Here is a 16399-nt window from a genome sequence, read left to right as displayed (position 1 = left end):
TCCCGGCCCTTCAAATGCCCGAATTCGATCTGATTGCTCGTCTGCGCGCGCGCATCGCTGCGCGTGCCGATGTGCCGTTGGGCATCGGCGACGACGCAGCGCTGCTGCAGCCGCCGGCCGGCGAGCAGTTGGCCATCACTGCCGACACGCTCAATGCCGGGGTGCATTTTCCGCACGAAACGCTGCCCGACGATCTGGGCTGGAAGACGCTGGCGGTGAATCTGTCCGACCTTGCGGCGATGGGCGCGCAACCGCGCTGGTGCACCTTGTCGCTGTCCCTGCCGCACGACGATCTGGCGTGGGTGGACGCATTTGCCGATGGGTTCTTCGCGCTCGCCGATGCGCACGGCATTGCGCTGGTCGGCGGCGATACCACGCGCGGTCCGTTGTCGTGCGCGGTCACCGCGATCGGTAGCGTGCCGCCGGGGGCTGCGCTGCGTCGCGATGGCGCGCGCGTGGGCGATGATGTGTGGGTGACTGGCCAGCTTGGCGAAGCGGCGGCGGCCTTGTCGCTCTGGCAGGCCGGTACGTTGGATGTCACGCATGTGGCGGCTGACCGGCTGCATGAAGCATGGCGCCTCCGCTTGCTGCGTCCGCAGCCGCGCGTGCAGGCGGGTTTGCGTCTGCGTGGGCTTGCGCATGCCTGTGTTGATGTCTCCGACGGCCTGCTGGCCGATCTGGGCCATCTGTGCGAACGCAGTGGTGTGGGCGCGCAGCTGGCGTTCACCGACTTGCCGCAGATGCCACGCAGCGATGCAATCAGCGCGGTGCAGTGCATCGGCTGGCAATTGGGCGGCGGCGACGACTACGAGCTGTGTTTCACCGCCGCGCCGCAGCACCGCGATGCCGTGCTGCAGGCGATGGCGTTTGCCGGAGTGGCTGCCACGCGCATCGGCCAGATCGTTGCCGCACCGGGCGTGGTGGTGCACGACGCCGACGGCCATCCTTGGCAACCGCCCCAACGTGGCTATCAGCACTTCGTGGGTTGAGGATTGGCGGCTGGTGCCGCGGCGCTGGCGGGTCGTGACGACCGCTGCCTAGGCGCTGCGTGCGTTGTTGCAGGGCCAGCCGCGCCAGGCGCATCGATGGACGTGGATTGCGGGTCTGTGCACTGCATCTTGTGGTGAGCGCTTGGCTGCGCAGCGCCTGCTTGGCTTTGGCGGTCTAATGGTGTCCTGAAGGGATAGACAGCCAAGCGGTGTTGCCGTGTCTGCAGCACGGCGGTCCCCTCGAAACGTGGGTCTCGGTGATGCCAGCGGGACATGTGTCCGGCTGCAGCTCAGCCCGCATCTCCACTGATGGCCTCCAATTGCCGCTCGCCGCTCGCCGCCGACTCCCGACTCCCGACTCCCGACTCCCGACTCCCGACTCCCGACTCCCGACTCCCGAATCCCGAATCCCGAATCCCGAATCCCGAATCCCGACTCCCGACTCCCGACTCCCGAATCCCGAATCCCGAATCCCGAATCCCGAATCCCCGCCCTTGAGCCATACCGTACCGTCTGGTACGTTCGCCAGGTTCTCCCCCGAACCACGGATGCATGGCAGTTGCCGCTGGGCTATCCCGGCCCGGCTCCGCGTGGGAGAAAGCAGCATGAACAAGGCTTGGATCCGTGGCATCGCCGCGGTTGCGTTGCTGGTGTCGTCGGCGTCGGCCGTGGCGGGCGCCTTCAGCAAGACTTATGAGCGCATCCCCGGCTGGGACGGCGCGCCGATGGGGGCGCTGGTGCTCGTGCCGCAAGGGCAGGGAAGCGGGCCGTTTCCGCTGATCGTGATGCCGGCCAGCTGGTCGTTGCCCAATCTGGAATATCTGGGCCGCGCCACCCAGCTGGCCAGCGATGGCTATGTTGTCGTCAGCTACACCTCGCGCGGGTTCTGGGATTCGGCCGGGCAGATCGACATCGCCGGTCCGGACACCGTGGAAGACGTCAGTGCGGTCATCGATTGGGCGCTGGCGCACACGCCGGCCAATCCGAATGCGATCGGCGCGTCCGGCATCTCCTACGGCGCGGGTATCAGCTTGCTGGCCGCCGAGCGCGACCCGCGCATCAAGGCGGTGGCCGCGCTCAGTGGCTGGGCCGATCTTGAGGCTTCGCTGTATTCCAATCGTACCGTCAGCCAGCAAGGCGTCGGGTTGCTGGTCGGCGCAGGCGCGTTGACCGGACGCGCTGGCCCGGATCTGGCGCAGATCGGTACGAAAGTGGCGCAGGGCGATTTCGACGGTGCGGTACAGGGATTTCTGCCCAAGGCCGCCTCGCGCAGCCCGCTCACCGACGAGGCTGCACTCAACGTGCGCGGTACCGCAGTGCTGTTGGGCAATGCCTTCAACGACGGCTTGTTCCCGCCGAATCAGACCATCGCCTTCTTCAATCAGCTGCGCGGGCCCAAGCAATTGCTGCTGAGCCAGGGCGATCACGCCACCACGGAACTACCCGGTGCCTTGGGCCTGCCCAACGAGGTCTACACCGCCGCCACGCGTTGGTTCGATCGCCATCTCAAGCAAGTACGCAATGGCGTGGATACCGAAGCGCCGGTGCGACTGTCGCCGCGCGCCGGGCAATGGCTGGCGTATCCGGATTGGACATCGGTGCAGCAGGGCAGCACGCGCCTGGGTCTGTCTGCACCGTCCGGGTTGCTCAGCCCTACCGGTGGGTTGATTGCCGGCACCGCCAGCGGATGGCAGTCGCGCATTGCCACCGATGTGCCGACACTGGCCGACTCCGGCGTGGTGCTGGTCAGCGGTCTGTTGCAAGGCATCGGTGTGCCGGTCACCACGTCCATTCCATTGGTCAATCGCATCGGCGCCGCGGTGTGGATGGGTACGCCGTCAAGCAGCACGCAACGGCTGGCGGGCAGCCCATCTTTGCGCGTGACCGTGGTGCCCAGTCAACCGAACGTGAGCCTGTTCGCCTATCTCTATCGCATGGATGCATTGGGCGTGGCACAGTTGATCACGCATGCGCCGTACTCGCTTCGCGGAGCCACGCCGGGCCGCGCAGTGACGCTGGATTGGCCGCTGCAGGCGGCCGCTGCGGAGATTCCGGCCGGGCAGCGTCTGGTGCTGGTGATCGACACGCACGACGTGCGCTATACCGATGCCAGTGACGGCGGCGGCACGGTGACCTTTACATCGCCGCTGGCAACGCCATCAGTATTGAACGTGCCGCTGCGATGACGTTGTGCTGAGCTGACGACGCGGTGAGTTGCAGGTCGCGTGCATCCGAGCGGGTGCACGCGGCAATCATCGCCTGTCCATTAGTGCGCAACTGCATGTGCATCCAGACACAGCCGACAGGCTGGGCAGGATGTCATTCCCGTTTCCGGGAGATTTTTAGGGCGGTAGTCCTGCAGCCTGGCTCAGGGCCTTTGCTCGCCCCCCCATTGCGGGACACGCTGCCAGGACGTCCGTGCAGCTCTTACGCAGCATGCAAGCCGCATAGGTCCCGCGACGGTGGGCGGGCAAGGACCTGTCGAGAAGGTCGGTGTGCATGGTTTTCAACAAAGCAGCCAGGAAGCTGTCTGGTGCGGTGAGGGCACTGCGCCCTAGACGCTGTGAGTTTGCTGCAGGGCCCTTGCCCGCCCACCATCACGGGACACGCTGCAAGTACATCCTTGTAAGCTCTTACGCGGCATTCATGCCGCGTAAGGTCCCGCGACGGTGAGCCGGCAAGGACCCGTCGAGATGGTCGGTGTGCATGGCTTTCACTAAAGCAGCCAGCAAACAGTCTGGTGCGGCGTGCTTGCCGCTTGCGGGACCGTGTGGCGGCATGGATGCGCCCCTGGGACTGGTTCACGGCGTGTCCCGCGAGCGGTGAGGGCGCCGGACCCTCGACCAGTAGAGCGTTGCTACGGCTTCATAACGCACTGATCCAAAACCTGGTTGTCCTGAGCGGGGACTGGACTGTGAGGGCAAGGTCGCGGTTGCCCGGAAATGACTGCATGGCGTGACTGCACACCGTCGCTGCGCAGCATTTATGCGGAATTTACGCGGCGTCTGTCGCAGGTCCATAGCGACTTTACGCAGCCCGGGAAGACACTGCCCAGGTTGGCGGAGCGGTTCCGCCTTGGACGATTCCGATGCATCCCTTGACCTGTCTGCTCCATCGGCGCTGTGCGCGCGGTGTGGCAGCGCTTTGCCTTGTTGGCCTGCAGACGCTGCATGCGCCGTTGCACATCGCATCCATCGCGCCGCGTTGCGCGCATGACGGGGAGTAACCGTCATGCCTGCCTGGTTGTCCCTGCTGTGCGGCGTGGCCGTACTCGTTGCTGCGGCTTACCTGTTGTACGTGGTGCTGCGGCCCGAAGACTTCTGATGCGAGTGCGCTCCAATGAGTGAAACCTTTCTTGTCTACGCGCTGGCCATCGTGCTGGCGTGGCCCCTGGGCCGTTATCTGGCGGCAGTGATGCGTGGTGCATCGATGCGCGGCGATGCGCTGTTCGGCTGGATCGAACGGCCCTTGTATGCACTGCTCGGTACCCGCCCGCAGCAGGGCATGTCGTGGCGCGGCTATGCAGTGGCGTTCTTGCTCAGCAATCTGGTTGTCGGCCTGCTGACCTGGGCGGTGTTCATGACCCAGGCATGGCTGCCGTTCAACCCGGACGCCATCCCGAACATGCGCTGGGATACCGCGCTGCACACCATGGTGTCGTTCGTCACCAACACCAATCAGCAGCACTACTCAGGCCAGGCGCAGTTGTCGTACCTGGCGCAGATGACCGGCATCGTCGGCCTGCAGGTGGTGACGCCGATGATGGGCCTGGCCTTGGCGGTGGCGACCTTGCGTGCATTGTTCGGTGGGCGAGCCGCCGCAACCGTGTCAGATGCTTCGCTGGCATCCATTGCGACGGCGAGCGCCAAGCCACCGGTGGACGGGCCGTACGATGCGGAGATTCACACGCCACACCAGGGACGGCAGCAGTCGGCTGCGGGATTGGAGGCACTGCCGGAGGCAGACGTCGGCAATTACTGGGCGGATGTGATCCGCGCCAGCGTGCGTGTGTTGCTGCCGCTGTGCCTGCTGTGGACAGTGCTGCTTGGCTGGCAAGGCGTTCCCTCCACATTGCGGGGTGCCGCCACCGCCACACCGTTGGACAGCAGTGCCGGCATGCCCAAGCAGACCATTCCGGTCGGCCCGGTGGCGGCGATGGTCGCGGTCAAACAGCTCGGCACCAATGGCGGCGGCTGGTATGGCCCCAATAGTTCGGTGGCGTTGGAAAACCCCACGCCGTTGAGCAATTTGCTGGAAACCCTGGCGCTGGTGCTGCTGCCGATGAGCGTGGTGTTCATGGTCGGCTACCTGACCGGGCGCAAGCGACTCACCGCGTTGGTGTTCGGCACCATGTTGACGATGTCGGCTGCCTCCACTGCGTTGTTGCTGTGGTCCGAAGCGCATTCGGCCAGTGCCGCCTCGCCGGCCTTGATGGAAGGCAAGGAAGTGCGCATCGGCGCCGATGCGTCCGCACTGTGGGCAGCGTTGACCACGCAAACCTCCAACGGTTCGGTCAATGCAATGCACGACTCGCTAGCGCCGCTGAGTGGCCTGGTCACGTTGGTGGATATGCTGATCAACGCCATCTGGGGCGGCGTCGGCTGCGGCCTGCAGCAGTTTGTGGTGTACCTGTTATTGAGCGTGTTTCTGGCCGGGTTGATGACCGGGCGCACGCCCGAATTGTTCGGCCGCAAGATCGAAGCGCGCGAAGTGCAATTGCTGGCGCTGTTGATTCTGTTGCAGCCGCTGGTGGTGCTGGGCTTTACCGCGGTGGCATTGGCGGTGCCGGCATTGACAGCCAATTCCAATCCGGGCTTTCACGGCATCAGCCAGGTGTTCTACGAGTACACCTCGGCCTTCGCCAACAATGGCTCGGGTTTCGAAGGGCTGGGCGATGCCACGTATTGGTGGAACCTGAGTTGCTCGGTGGTGCTGGTCCTGGGCCGCTACCCGGCGTTGATCCTGCCGTTGATGGTGGCCGCGCGCATGGCGATAAAGCGGCGTGCGCCCGAGTCGGCCGGCAGCCTGCAGGTCGAAACGCCCACCTTTGCGCTGACCTTGATGGCGATCGTGCTCGTGCTGACCGTGCTGCAGTTCATGCCGGCACTGGTGCTGGGTCCCATCGCTGAACACCTCGCCCTGGCGGCGTACTGAGAATTGAGCAATGTCTACGATCGATACAACTGAAAAACGCGAGCGCGGTGACGCAGCGTTGTTCGATGCTGCGGTGCTGATCGCAGCGATGCGTGCGGCCTTTATCAAGCTGTCGCCACGGCATCTGCTGCGCAGCCCGGTCATGGCGGTGGTGATGGGCGGCACGCTGCTGGCGGCGGTGATCACCGCCAGCGGCTACGGCAATGCCGGCTTTGGCTGGGCGATCACGGTGATCTTGTTCGTCACCGTGCTGTTCGGCAATTTTGCCGAGGCCATCGCCGAAGCGCGCGGGCGTGGACAGGCCGCATCGCTGCGCCGTGCGCGCAAGGATCTGGTCGCACGCCGGGTGGAAACCGCACTCGGCGGCCGCGAGACCCGCGTGCCGGCGGCCGAGCTGCGCCCGGGCGACTACGTGATGGTGTCCGAAGGCGAGTTCGTCCCGGCCGACGGCGAGATCGTGCGCGGTCTTGCCACCATCAACGAAGCGGCAGTGACCGGCGAATCGGCACCGGTGCTGCGCGAGGCCGGCACCGATCGCAGTGGCGTGATCGGCGGCACGCGGGTGCTGTCCGACGAGATCGTGTTCAAGGTGACGGCCGAGCCGGGCCACAGCTTTCTGGATCGCATGATCGCGCTGGTGGAAGGCGCCAACCGGCAGAAGACGCCCAACGAAATCGCGCTGACCTTGTTGCTGGCCGCAATGACGTTGACCTTCCTGATCGTGGTGGCATCGCTGCCGGCGATTGCCGGCTTCGTCGGCGTCACGCTGGATCCGTTGTTGCTGATCGCATTGCTGGTGTGCCTGATCCCGACCACCATCGGCGGCCTGTTGCCGGCGATCGGCATTGCCGGCATGAACCGCGCGCTGTCGGCCAATGTGCTGGCCAAGTCCGGCAAGGCGGTGGAAGTGGCGGGCGACGTGGACGTGTTGCTGCTCGACAAGACCGGCACCATTACCTACGGCGACCGCCAGGCCACCGCGTTCCATCCCCTGGCCGGCATCGATCGTACGCAACTGCGCGATGCCGCGATGCTGGCCTCGCTGGCCGACCCGACGCCGGAAGGTAAATCCATCGTCAAGCTGGCACGTCAGCAGGGTGCGGTTGCGGTCGAGCCGGACGGCGCGCATTTCATCGCCTTCACTGCGCAAACCCGCATGTCCGGCGTCGATATCGCCGGGCGCAGCATCCGCAAAGGCGCCGGCGACTCGATCGTCGCCTATGTACAGGCAATGGGCGCGACGGTCTCGCCGGAATTGAACGGACGTATCGAAGAAGTCGCGCGCGGTGGTGCCACGCCGCTGGTGGTGGCCGAAGGCCGCCATGTGCTCGGCGTGGTCGAGTTGAGCGACGTGGTCAAGCAGGGCATCAAGGAGAAATTTGCGCAGCTGCGTGCGATGGGCATCAAGACGGTGATGATCACCGGCGACAACCCGCTCACCGCCGCCGCGATTGCCGCCGAAGCCGGCGTGGACGATTACATCGCGCAGGCGCGCCCGGAAGACAAGCTGGCGCGCATCCGTGCCGAGCAGGCCGGCGGGCGGCTGGTGGCGATGGTCGGCGACGGCACCAACGATGCGCCGGCATTGGCACAGGCCGACGTGGGCCTGGCGATGAACTCCGGGACGCAGGCGGCCAAGGAGGCCGGCAACATGGTGGATCTGGATTCTGACCCGGCCAAGCTGCTGGCGGTGGTCGAAGTGGGCAAGCAGCAGTTGATCACGCGCGGTGCCTTGACCACCTTCTCGCTGGCCAACGATGTGTCGAAGTACTTCGCGATCCTGCCCGCGCTGTTTGCGGCCGCGATTCCCTCGATGGCCGCGCTCAACGTGATGCAGTTGTCCAGCCCGCGCCATGCGGTGCTGGCGGCGCTGATCTTCAATGCGTTGATCATTCCGGCGTTGATTCCGCTGGCCTTGCGCGGCGTGCGCTTTCGTCCGTCCAGCGCCACGGCCTTGCTGCGCCGGAACATGCTGATCTACGGCCTGGGTGGCGTCTTGCTGCCGTTTGCCGCCATCAAACTGATCGATCTGGCGCTTGTCGCCACCCTGGGTACCTGAGTCATGACCACGTCTTCCAAGAGCACTGCCATGTCCACCTCCGTGCCATTGCGCGATGATGGCGTCCTGCGTGCCTCCATTGGCCTGGCCGCTTTCACGCTGCTCGGCCTGGGCCTGGCCTATTCGCTGGTCGCCACCTGCATCACTGGCGCGCTGTTTCCGGCGCAGGCGCAGGGCTCGCTGCTGCGTGCGGAGGCAAAGGTGGTCGGCTCTGCACTGGTGGCGCAGCCCTTTACGGATGCGCGTTACTTCCAGCCGCGCCCATCCGCGGCCAAGTACGACCTCACCGCTGCCGCCGGCAGCAATCAGGCGCGCTCCAATCCGGACCTGCAGTCGCGCATCGCCACAGCACGTGCCGAGGTTGCCGCACGCGACGGCATCGCCCCGGATGCGGTTCCGGGCGAGTTGCTGACCCAGTCCGGCAGCGGCCTGGACCCGCACCTGAGCCCGGCCGGCGCCCAGGTACAGGTGCGCCGCGTCGCCGCCGCCCGCGGCTGGCCGGAACAACGCGTCGCCGCGCTCCTGCAGGCCGCTACCGAACACCCCCAGTTCGGCCTGCTTGGGCAGCCACGGGTGAATGTGCTGGCGCTGAACCTGGCATTGGATGCTGCAGGAAACGGGGGAGCTGGAATCGACGGCGAAGCAAAGCACCCGCACTAGGAGCGATGCTTGTAGCCTTTACGAATCTCCAATCCCGAATCTCCAATCCCGGCCTCCATGTCCGACGCCCGCACCCAACAAGCCGATGCGCTGATCGGCGAACTGCAGCGAGAGCACGGCGGGCGCCTGACGGTCTTCCTCGGCGCGGCGCCCGGGGTGGGCAAGACCTACGCCATGCTGTCGCGGGCGCGAGAGCGCCTGCGGCAGGGCATGGACGTGGTGGCCGGCATTGTGGAAACCCACGGGCGTAGCGAAACCGCCGCGTTGCTGGACGGCTTGCCGCTGTTGCCGCGCATCCGCGTGAGCTACCAGGGCCGCACGCTGGAAGAGCTCGATCTGGATGCGCTGCTGGCGCGCAAGCCGCGCTTGGCCCTGATCGACGAGCTGGCCCATCGCAACGTGCCCGGCAGCCGGCACGAGCGGCGCTGGCAGGACATCGTCGAGCTGCTCGATGCCGGCATCGATGTCTACACCACGGTCAACATCCAGCACCTGGAAAGCCTCAACGACATCGTGCTGCGCATCACCGGCGTGCGCGTTTCCGAAACCGTGCCCGATGCGGTGTTCGATCGCCTGCGCGACATCGTGCTGGTGGATCTGCCGCCACGCGAACTGATCGAGCGCCTGCAGCAGGGCAAGGTGTATCTGCCCGAACAGGCGACACAGGCGTTGCAGGCGTTTTTTTCGCCATCCAACCTGACCGCGCTGCGCGAGTTGGCGATGCAGACCGCCGCCGACCGCGTCGACAGCGACCTGCGCGACACCCAGGCCGCACGCGGGTTGCCCGGCACCGCCGCGCTGCGCCGTCGCGTAGTGGTGGCCATCGATGGGCGTGGCAGTTCGGAGTATCTGGTGCGGGTGGCACGGCGACTGTCAGAACGCCGCGATGCGCCATGGACCGTGGTCACCGTGCAGACACGTACCGTGGCCGATGCCGGCTGGCAGCTGGAGATCGACCGCGCCTTTGCATTGACGCGTCGACTGGGGGGCGACACCGCGTTGCTGCATGGCGCAAATGTCGCCGAGGCCTTGCTGGATTTCGCATCGCAAAACGGTGTGTCGACCCTGGTGCTCGGGCGCACCCGCGAACGCCCCCTGGCGCGCATGTTCAACCGCACCCTGACCCAGCAATTGCTGCAGCGTGGCGCGCATTACGAACTGGTCATCGTCAGCTCAGCCGATGCACGCGCGCGCGCGCGGCAACGCTGGCGCAATCCGCGCCATTGGTTGCAAGGTTATGACCTGGCCTTTGCCGCAATCGCCGCCGCCGGTGCGGTGGGCGTGGCGTGGCTATTGCAGCGCTGGACCGATATCGACGATCTGTCGATGGTGTTCATCGTCGCCGTGGTGCTGGTCGCCTCGCGCACGCGCATGGCCGCAGCGGTGATCGCGGCGTTACTGAGTTTTGTCGCCTACAACTTCTTCTTCATCGAACCGCGCTTCACCCTGCACATCAGCGCGCGCCAGGGCGTGGTGACGGTGTGCCTGTTCCTGATCGCCGCCCTGGTCGCCGGGCGCCTGGCCTCGCGTCTGCGTAGCCAGGTGCTGGCGTTGCGCGCCGCCAATGCGCACGCCAACGCGCTGCAGGCACTGGGCCGCCAGCTCAGCACGGCCGCCGATCTCGGCCAGGTATTGGAAGCCGGTCGCCGTGCATTGAGCACCGCGCTGGATGCGGAGGTCTGGCTGCGCCTGGAGCAGCGCGAAAGCGACGCACCGGCCAGCTTCGGCGCACTTGACCGCAGCGCGGCGGAGTGGACGCAGCGCCATGGGCAAGCTGCGGGCCGCTTCACCGACACCCTGGCCGGTGCGCAGTGGTGGTGCCTGCCGGTACGCCACGAGCGCGGCACGCTCGGCGTGGCGGCGCTGCGCTTCCGGCAGAGCGTACAGCGCCCCGGGCTGGAGCAACGCCGGCTGGCCGAAGCGATGGTGGACGATATCGGCCAGGCGGCGCTGCGCACGCGCCTGGTCGCCGATCTGGAAGGCGCACGCGTGAGTGGCGAAACCGAGCGCCTGCGCTCTGCCTTGCTGTCGTCCGTTTCGCATGACCTGCGCTCGCCGCTGGCCTCGATGATCGGCTCGGCCAGCAGCCTGGCCAGCTACGGCGACGCGATGGATGCGCAGGATCGCCATGCCTTGCTCGACACCATCCAGCTCGAAGGCGAGCGGCTGGATCGCTATATCCAGAACCTGCTCGACATGACCAAGCTCGGCCACACCGGGCTGACCTTGAATCGCGACTGGATCGGCGTGGACGAGTTGGTCGGCTCGGCCACGCGCCGCCTGCAGCGCTACCAACCGGAGGTGCGCCTGCAGCTGGAGCTGGCCGCCGACCTGCCGGCGATCTGGGTGCACCCGGCGCTGGTGGAGCAGGCCATCTTCAACGTGCTGGAGAATGCGGCGAAATTTTCGCCACCCGGTATGGCCGTCACCGTGCAGGCGCAGCTGCGCAGCGGCGCGCTGCAGATCGACATCGGCGACCAGGGCCCCGGCATTCCCGAAGACGAGCGCGCGCGGATCTTCGACATGTTCTACAGCGTCGAACGCGGCGACCGCGGCCGTCATGGCACCGGGCTGGGCCTGACGATCTGCCAGGGCATGATCGGTGCGCATGGCGGCAGCGTGGAGGCGCTGGCCGGGACGCATGGTCACGGCACCACGATCCGCATTACGCTGCCGTTGCTCGTTCCCGCCGCGCCACCTCGCCCCGATGCCGACTGACCCCACTGCCATCCCGCCCGCCCGTGTGCTGATCGTCGACGACGAGCCGCAGATCCGCCGCTTTCTCGACATCAGCCTGCGCGCCCAAGGCTATCGCGTGCTGCAGGCCGGCACCGCCGAGGAAGGCCTGGCCATGCTGGCCGGGCAGGGCGCCGAACTGGTGGTGCTAGATATCGGCCTGCCCGACCGCGATGGCCATGAGGTGCTGCGCGAGATCCGCCAATGGTCCAACGTGCCGGTGATCATGCTCACCGTGCGCGCCGGCGAAACCGAAAAGGTCGCCGCACTCGATGCCGGTGCCAACGACTACGTCACCAAGCCGTTCGGCGTGCAGGAACTGATGGCGCGCATCCGTGCGCTGCTGCGCCAGGCCGGCGCCGGCAGCACGCTGGAAGAGAGCGTGTTCGACGACGGCCGCCTACATATCCATCTGGGGCTGCGCGAAGTCACCCTCAATGGCGAAGCGGTGCCCTTGAGCCGCAAGGAATACGCCTTGCTCGCGCTGCTGCTCAAGCATGCCGGCCGCGTGGTGACGCAACCGCAGCTGCTGCGCGAAGTGTGGGGCCCCACCCACGAGGAAGACACCCACTACCTGCGGATCCTGGTCGGCAAGCTACGCCAGAAACTGCACGACGATGCCGCTGCCCCGCATTACATCGTCACCGAGCCCGGCGTGGGGCTGCGCTTTATCGGGGTGACGCGCTGAGGCGACAGCACCACTAGAGCGGCGGCAACACCTTGCCCGGATTCAGGATCCCGTCCGGATCCAGTGCGGCCTTGATCGCACGCATCGCCGCCAGCGTGGGCGCGCTGAAGGCCTGGGTCATGAAGTCGCGTTTGGCCACGCCGATGCCGTGCTCGCCGGAAAGTGTGCCTTCCAGCGACAACACCAACGCGAACACGCGCGGCAATGCCGCATGCGCGCGCGCGTGTTCATCGGCATCGTCCGGGTCGTACATGATGTTGACGTGCAGGTTGCCGTTGCCGGCGTGGCCGAAGGCGACGATCGGCAGGGCAAACTCCGCCGCCAGCGCTTCCACGCCTGCAACCAGTGCAGGAATGCGCGACACCGGCACCACCACGTCTTCGTTGATCTTGCCGGGCTTGATGGTGCGTAGCGCCGGCGACAACGCACGGCGTGCCGCCCACAGTTTGTCGCGCGCACTGCCATCGGCGGCGATGTCCAGGCTGATGACGCCCTCGCCATCGGCGGCATCGTGCAAGGCCTGCAATGCGTAAGGCAGCGTGTCGTGATCGCCATCGGCTTCGATCAACAACATCGCGCCAGCCTCGGGCACGTCGCTGCCATTGCGGCGCAGTAGTGCGATCGCACTGGCATCCATGAATTCCAGCATGGTCGGCGTGGTGGGTTGCGCCATCAACCGCGACACCGCTGCCGCAGCGCTGGCGGCATCGCGGTACAACGCGCGCAGTCCGGCCTGCGCGACTGCGCGCGGTGTCAGCTTCAACGTCGCTTCGACGATGATCGCCAGCGTGCCTTCGCTGCCGACCAACAGATGGGTGAGGTCGTAGCCGGTGGAATTTTTGGTGTATGCGCCGCCGCAGCGGATGACGTCGCCGGTGCCGGTCACTGCCACCAGGCCGAGTACGTTGTCGCGGGTGGCGCCGTATTTCACCGCGCGCGGGCCGCCGGCGTTGGTGGACAAATTTCCGCCAACGCTGCAAATCTCCGCACTGGACGGATCCGGCGGCCAGAACAAACCATGCGGCTGCAAGGCCTGCTGCAGATCGCCATTGAGCACGCCAGGCTGCACCACGGCGCAGCGGTCCTGCGGGCGCAATGCCAGGATGCGGTTCATGCGTGCCATCGACACCACCACGCCGCCGGAGAACGGCACCGCCGCGCCGGTGGTGCCGGTGCCCGCGCCGCGCGCCACGATCGGCACGGCATGCGCGCGGCAGGCCTGCACGATCGCCACTACGTCGTCAGTATCGCGCGGCAGCGCCACGGCAGCGGGCAATGCCCAGCGATGCGAATCGTCTTCGCCGTAACGGCGGCGCGCATCGGCACCGGTCAACCAGCCATCGGATCCAAGCCGCGCTGCCAACAGCTCGGCCAGCGGGGTGGGAAGTACGTCGGTCATTGCGGGTGATCCTGTGGTGCGGCGCGCTGGATGCATCTAAATCCCAGCGCTGCGACGGTGAGCGGCAGCCAGACCCAGCGCAGCTCGGAGAGCAGCGTGGCCAGGCCGCGCGCATTGAAGAACCCGTTGGCGAACGGCGACACGCGGATCGGCCGCCACGGCGCGAACCAGCGCGCCTCGCTCCATGGCCACGCCAGCGCAACGCCAAGCCCGCCGGAGGTCATCGCATCCAGTAGCGGGTGCGAGGCGGTGCAGACAAACAGCCACACTGCGGCCTGCACGACATCCGCACGCAGGCTGCGATGCGCCAACGCGCCGCACAGTGCAACGACGCTGGCGAACAACAACGAATGGCTGGCACCACGGTGGCCAAACGCATCGGCATACGGAACGTGCAGCGCAAATGCCAGCACATCCGCATCGGGCAGCATCGCCGCCACGATGCCGGCAGCGAGCAGTCGCGGGGAAATGCGTCCGCGTTCGCTGGCGCACCAAAGCGCCAGTGGCACTGCGGCGTGGGTCAGGATGGTCGGCATCGAATCTCGTTAGTCGAGCTTTCTGAGCACTCAGCAATCGTCGGCGCGGAAGGCGTCGCGGATCCAGTGCAGCAGCGGCGGCTCGCCGCTGGCCTCGACCACGTCGAAGCGACACGGTAGCGCTGCCAATGCAGGATGAGAAACAAGAAACAACTGCGCGGCCAACACCAGCTTGCGGCGTTTGCGGACATCCACCGAGGCCGCGCCGCCACCGAAGCGGCTATCGCGGCGATAACGCACTTCCACGAAGACCAGCGATTGCCCGTCGCGCATCACCAGGTCGAGTTCGCCGCCGCGATAGTTGGCATTGCCTGTCACCAGGCGCAAACCGGCCTGCTCCAGCATGACGCGTGCGGCCGCTTCCACCGCCGCACCCCGTTGCTGGCGCGCTGCCGGCATGAGCTCAGCGGCCGTCGGCGATCGGCACCGCGCGTCCACCGTTGAAGGTGGACCATGCCGGCGTGCGCAGCACATTGCCGAAGCCGTCCAGATGCAAGGTGCCGGTGGCGCCACGCAGGCCGCCATCGGTGCCGGTGGCGAGCTTTTCCAGGTACGCGCTGATCTTCCAGGCGTCATAGCCAAAGGCGAACAGGCGTGCGGCCGGGCCGCGCGCGCTGGGCAGGGTGCTGGCGACCTGGCTGGCCGCCGGCAGGCCGGAGACGCCCAGCGCGGTCCAGGTTTCGCTGGGGTAGACGATGCCGTCCAGCGCCAGGTCGTCTTCGACCTTGCCGGTGCCGGCGACCAGCTGCGAGGTGCCCACGCGCGACTTGCCGGCGAATCCGCTCAACGCCAGCTGTGGGGCCAACGCGCGCGCGGTGTTGCCGCGCACCGCCAGGAACACCGCATCGGCAGTGCCATAGTTGCGCAGCTGCGCACCGATGTCGCCGGGCGCATCGGCCACGCTGATGCTGCCGGCCACCGTGCCGCCGCGTTCGGTGAAGCGGTCGCGGAAGGCCTTGATGGTGCGCTTGCCGTTGTCGTCGCCGGTGCCGACGATCAGCACGTTGCGGCGTTCGCGCGAGAGCAGGTATTCGGCGGCCATGATGCCGTCGTCTTCCGGTGCCAGCGAGAAACCCGCGCTGCCGCTGGGCGGCGCCTTGTTGTCGGTGGGACGGTTGAGCGCCAGCACCGGCACGGCAAGCTGGCCGCGCGCGAACAGGGCGCTGACTTCGTCGCGACCCAGCGGGCCGACCACGTAATCGACACCGGCGCTCACCGCCTTGTCGTAGGCGGCGTTGGCGCCGGCAGCGGTGCCGGCGGTGTCGAAGAACTGCAGCTCCGGGCGGCGGCGGGTTTCGGCGTAGTAGCCGGCCAGCAGCCCGTCGCGCACCGGCGCGGCAGCGGTGGCCAGATTGCCGGTGAGCGGCAGCAGGACGGCCAGCTTGATCGGCGGGCGGTAACCATCGCGCTCGGCCGGCGGGCGCTTGCTGGTGTCGAAGCCCCACTGCGCATCGCGATCGAATGCGCGCGGCAGCGCCAACCCGCGGCTGATCAACGCGCGGCCGGCAAAGTTGTACAGCGGGTCGCCGGCCGGCAGCGCGGCGGTACGGCCCTTGAGCGAGGCATCGTCCAGCGCCGCCAGCAGACGCACGATGGCGCGCTGGTTCTCGCTGCGGGGCGTGCCGGCCAGGCTGGCATCGGCGCGTGCGCGGTCGCCGGCGGCGCCGAACAGGTCGCCGGTGGCTTCCAGCGCGGCGGCGCGTGCCAGCAGCCAGCGCGTCTGCAGCGGCTGGGTCAGCCCCTGCGGGCTGTCGCCCAGTGCCTGCAGCGCCTGCGCGGCCTGCTTGTCGATCACCGCCAGCTCGCCGGTCAGCAGCCCGAAGCGGGCGCGTTCTTCCCCGCTCAGATGGCGTGCGTTGACCTGCGCCAGCAGCGTGCGTGCGCGGGCATCATCGCCGGCGTCGTGCCAGCCGAACGCGGCGGCGGCCAGCAGACGGCTGCGCTGCGCACCGCTGGCACCGGCGGCTTCGGCTTCCAGCTGCTGCGCCGCTTCGCGCGGCTTGCCCTGGTCCAGCAACGCCAACGCAGCGCTCTGCGTCGGCGAGGCGGTCTGGGTGACGCTGCTGGTGGCGCAACCGGCCGCCAGCATGACCAGCAACGACAGGGCGGAGATCCTTGCAACACGCTTGTTCATTTCAGATCCATTGGACAGGGGCCGCCAGGGCGGTCCGTTGAAAA

12 protein-coding genes are annotated in these 16399 nt (G+C 67.1%); 8 read left to right on the top strand and 4 right to left on the bottom strand.

The features are described from left to right. Window positions 1-14 precede the first annotated feature (14 nt). The 8 genes from thiL (at window position 15) to FHY18_RS11305 (ending at window position 12286) form a co-directional block, all read left to right on the top strand. Window positions 15-989, top strand: a complete 975-nt coding sequence (thiL, locus tag FHY18_RS11340) for a thiamine-phosphate kinase (protein WP_259154811.1) — start codon at window positions 15-17, stop codon at window positions 987-989. Window positions 990-1594: 605 nt separating this feature from the next. Next, window positions 1595-3175 carry a CocE/NonD family hydrolase gene (locus FHY18_RS11335; protein WP_259154796.1) on the top strand — a complete coding sequence of 527 codons (1581 nt, stop codon included), beginning with the start codon at window positions 1595-1597 and terminating at the stop codon, window positions 3173-3175. 1045 nt (window positions 3176-4220) lie between these two features. Next, on the top strand, window positions 4221-4313 hold the full coding sequence (locus FHY18_RS11330) for a potassium-transporting ATPase subunit F (protein WP_006452907.1): 93 nt from the start codon (window positions 4221-4223) through the stop codon (window positions 4311-4313). Window positions 4314-4328: 15 nt separating this feature from the next. Next, the gene (gene kdpA, locus FHY18_RS11325; RefSeq protein WP_259154724.1) at window positions 4329-6143 is read left to right on the top strand and encodes a potassium-transporting ATPase subunit KdpA; all 1815 of its coding nucleotides are present in this window, start codon (window positions 4329-4331) and stop codon (window positions 6141-6143) included. 10 nt (window positions 6144-6153) lie between these two features. Next, entirely contained in the window at window positions 6154-8202 is a 2049-nt protein-coding gene (gene kdpB, locus FHY18_RS11320) for a potassium-transporting ATPase subunit KdpB (protein ID WP_259154694.1), read from the top strand. 30 nt (window positions 8203-8232) lie between these two features. Further along, window positions 8233-8862, top strand: coding sequence for a potassium-transporting ATPase subunit KdpC (gene kdpC / locus FHY18_RS11315; protein ID WP_259154667.1), 630 nt, complete (start codon window positions 8233-8235; stop codon window positions 8860-8862). Between the two features lie 57 nt (window positions 8863-8919). Continuing rightward, complete coding sequence (locus tag FHY18_RS11310; protein ID WP_259154666.1) at window positions 8920-11580, top strand: sensor histidine kinase KdpD; 2661 nt, start codon at window positions 8920-8922, stop codon at window positions 11578-11580. Further along, window positions 11570-12286: a response regulator transcription factor gene (locus tag FHY18_RS11305; RefSeq protein WP_259154665.1), complete on the top strand. Its 717-nt coding sequence runs from the start codon at window positions 11570-11572 to the stop codon at window positions 12284-12286. The genes FHY18_RS11310 and FHY18_RS11305 overlap by 11 nt, the downstream gene beginning before the upstream one ends. A 13-nt stretch (window positions 12287-12299) precedes the next feature. Here the strand turns inward: FHY18_RS11305 and FHY18_RS11300 are convergent, their stop codons facing one another. The 4 genes from FHY18_RS11300 to FHY18_RS11285 are packed head-to-tail and all read right to left on the bottom strand — an operon-like array spanning window position 12300 to window position 16355. Continuing rightward, a complete protein-coding gene (locus tag FHY18_RS11300) occupies window positions 12300-13685 on the bottom strand; it encodes an FAD-linked oxidase C-terminal domain-containing protein (protein WP_259154663.1) in 1386 nt (461 codons plus the stop codon). Then, a complete protein-coding gene (locus tag FHY18_RS11295; protein ID WP_259154652.1) occupies window positions 13682-14221 on the bottom strand; it encodes a metal-dependent hydrolase in 540 nt (179 codons plus the stop codon). The genes FHY18_RS11300 and FHY18_RS11295 overlap by 4 nt, the downstream gene beginning before the upstream one ends. 30 nt (window positions 14222-14251) lie before the next feature. Further along, window positions 14252-14620: a YraN family protein gene (locus tag FHY18_RS11290; protein WP_259154651.1), complete on the bottom strand. Its 369-nt coding sequence runs from the start codon at window positions 14618-14620 to the stop codon at window positions 14252-14254. Between the two features lie 4 nt (window positions 14621-14624). Next, on the bottom strand, window positions 14625-16355 hold the full coding sequence (locus FHY18_RS11285) for a penicillin-binding protein activator (RefSeq protein WP_259154650.1): 1731 nt from the start codon (window positions 16353-16355) through the stop codon (window positions 14625-14627). Window positions 16356-16399 lie beyond the last annotated feature (44 nt).

Origin of the sequence: Xanthomonas sp. 3793 (assembly GCF_024806835.1) — a bacterium.
Lineage (GTDB): Bacteria > Pseudomonadota > Gammaproteobacteria > Xanthomonadales > Xanthomonadaceae > Xanthomonas > Xanthomonas arboricola_F.
The sequence above is the reverse complement of the archived record's forward strand: the minus strand, read 5'-3'. Positions and strand labels throughout refer to the sequence as shown.

Excerpts from the sequence above, each read along its gene's own strand:
- FHY18_RS11290 (WP_259154651.1), bottom strand. The coding sequence starts at position 14,620 with ATGCCGGCAGCGCGCCAGCAACGGGGTGCGGCGGTGGAAGCGGCCGCA.
- FHY18_RS11330 (WP_006452907.1), top strand. The coding sequence starts at position 4,221 with ATGCCTGCCTGGTTGTCCCTGCTGTGCGGCGTGGCCGTACTCGTTGCT.
- FHY18_RS11300 (WP_259154663.1), bottom strand. The coding sequence starts at position 13,685 with ATGACCGACGTACTTCCCACCCCGCTGGCCGAGCTGTTGGCAGCGCGG.
- thiL (WP_259154811.1), top strand. The coding sequence starts at position 15 with ATGCCCGAATTCGATCTGATTGCTCGTCTGCGCGCGCGCATCGCTGCG.
- kdpC (WP_259154667.1), top strand. The coding sequence starts at position 8,233 with ATGTCCACCTCCGTGCCATTGCGCGATGATGGCGTCCTGCGTGCCTCC.
- kdpA (WP_259154724.1), top strand. The coding sequence starts at position 4,329 with ATGAGTGAAACCTTTCTTGTCTACGCGCTGGCCATCGTGCTGGCGTGG.
- FHY18_RS11305 (WP_259154665.1), top strand. The coding sequence starts at position 11,570 with ATGCCGACTGACCCCACTGCCATCCCGCCCGCCCGTGTGCTGATCGTC.
- FHY18_RS11285 (WP_259154650.1), bottom strand. The coding sequence starts at position 16,355 with ATGAACAAGCGTGTTGCAAGGATCTCCGCCCTGTCGTTGCTGGTCATG.
- FHY18_RS11335 (WP_259154796.1), top strand. The coding sequence starts at position 1,595 with ATGAACAAGGCTTGGATCCGTGGCATCGCCGCGGTTGCGTTGCTGGTG.
- FHY18_RS11310 (WP_259154666.1), top strand. The coding sequence starts at position 8,920 with ATGTCCGACGCCCGCACCCAACAAGCCGATGCGCTGATCGGCGAACTG.
- FHY18_RS11295 (WP_259154652.1), bottom strand. The coding sequence starts at position 14,221 with ATGCCGACCATCCTGACCCACGCCGCAGTGCCACTGGCGCTTTGGTGC.
- kdpB (WP_259154694.1), top strand. The coding sequence starts at position 6,154 with ATGTCTACGATCGATACAACTGAAAAACGCGAGCGCGGTGACGCAGCG.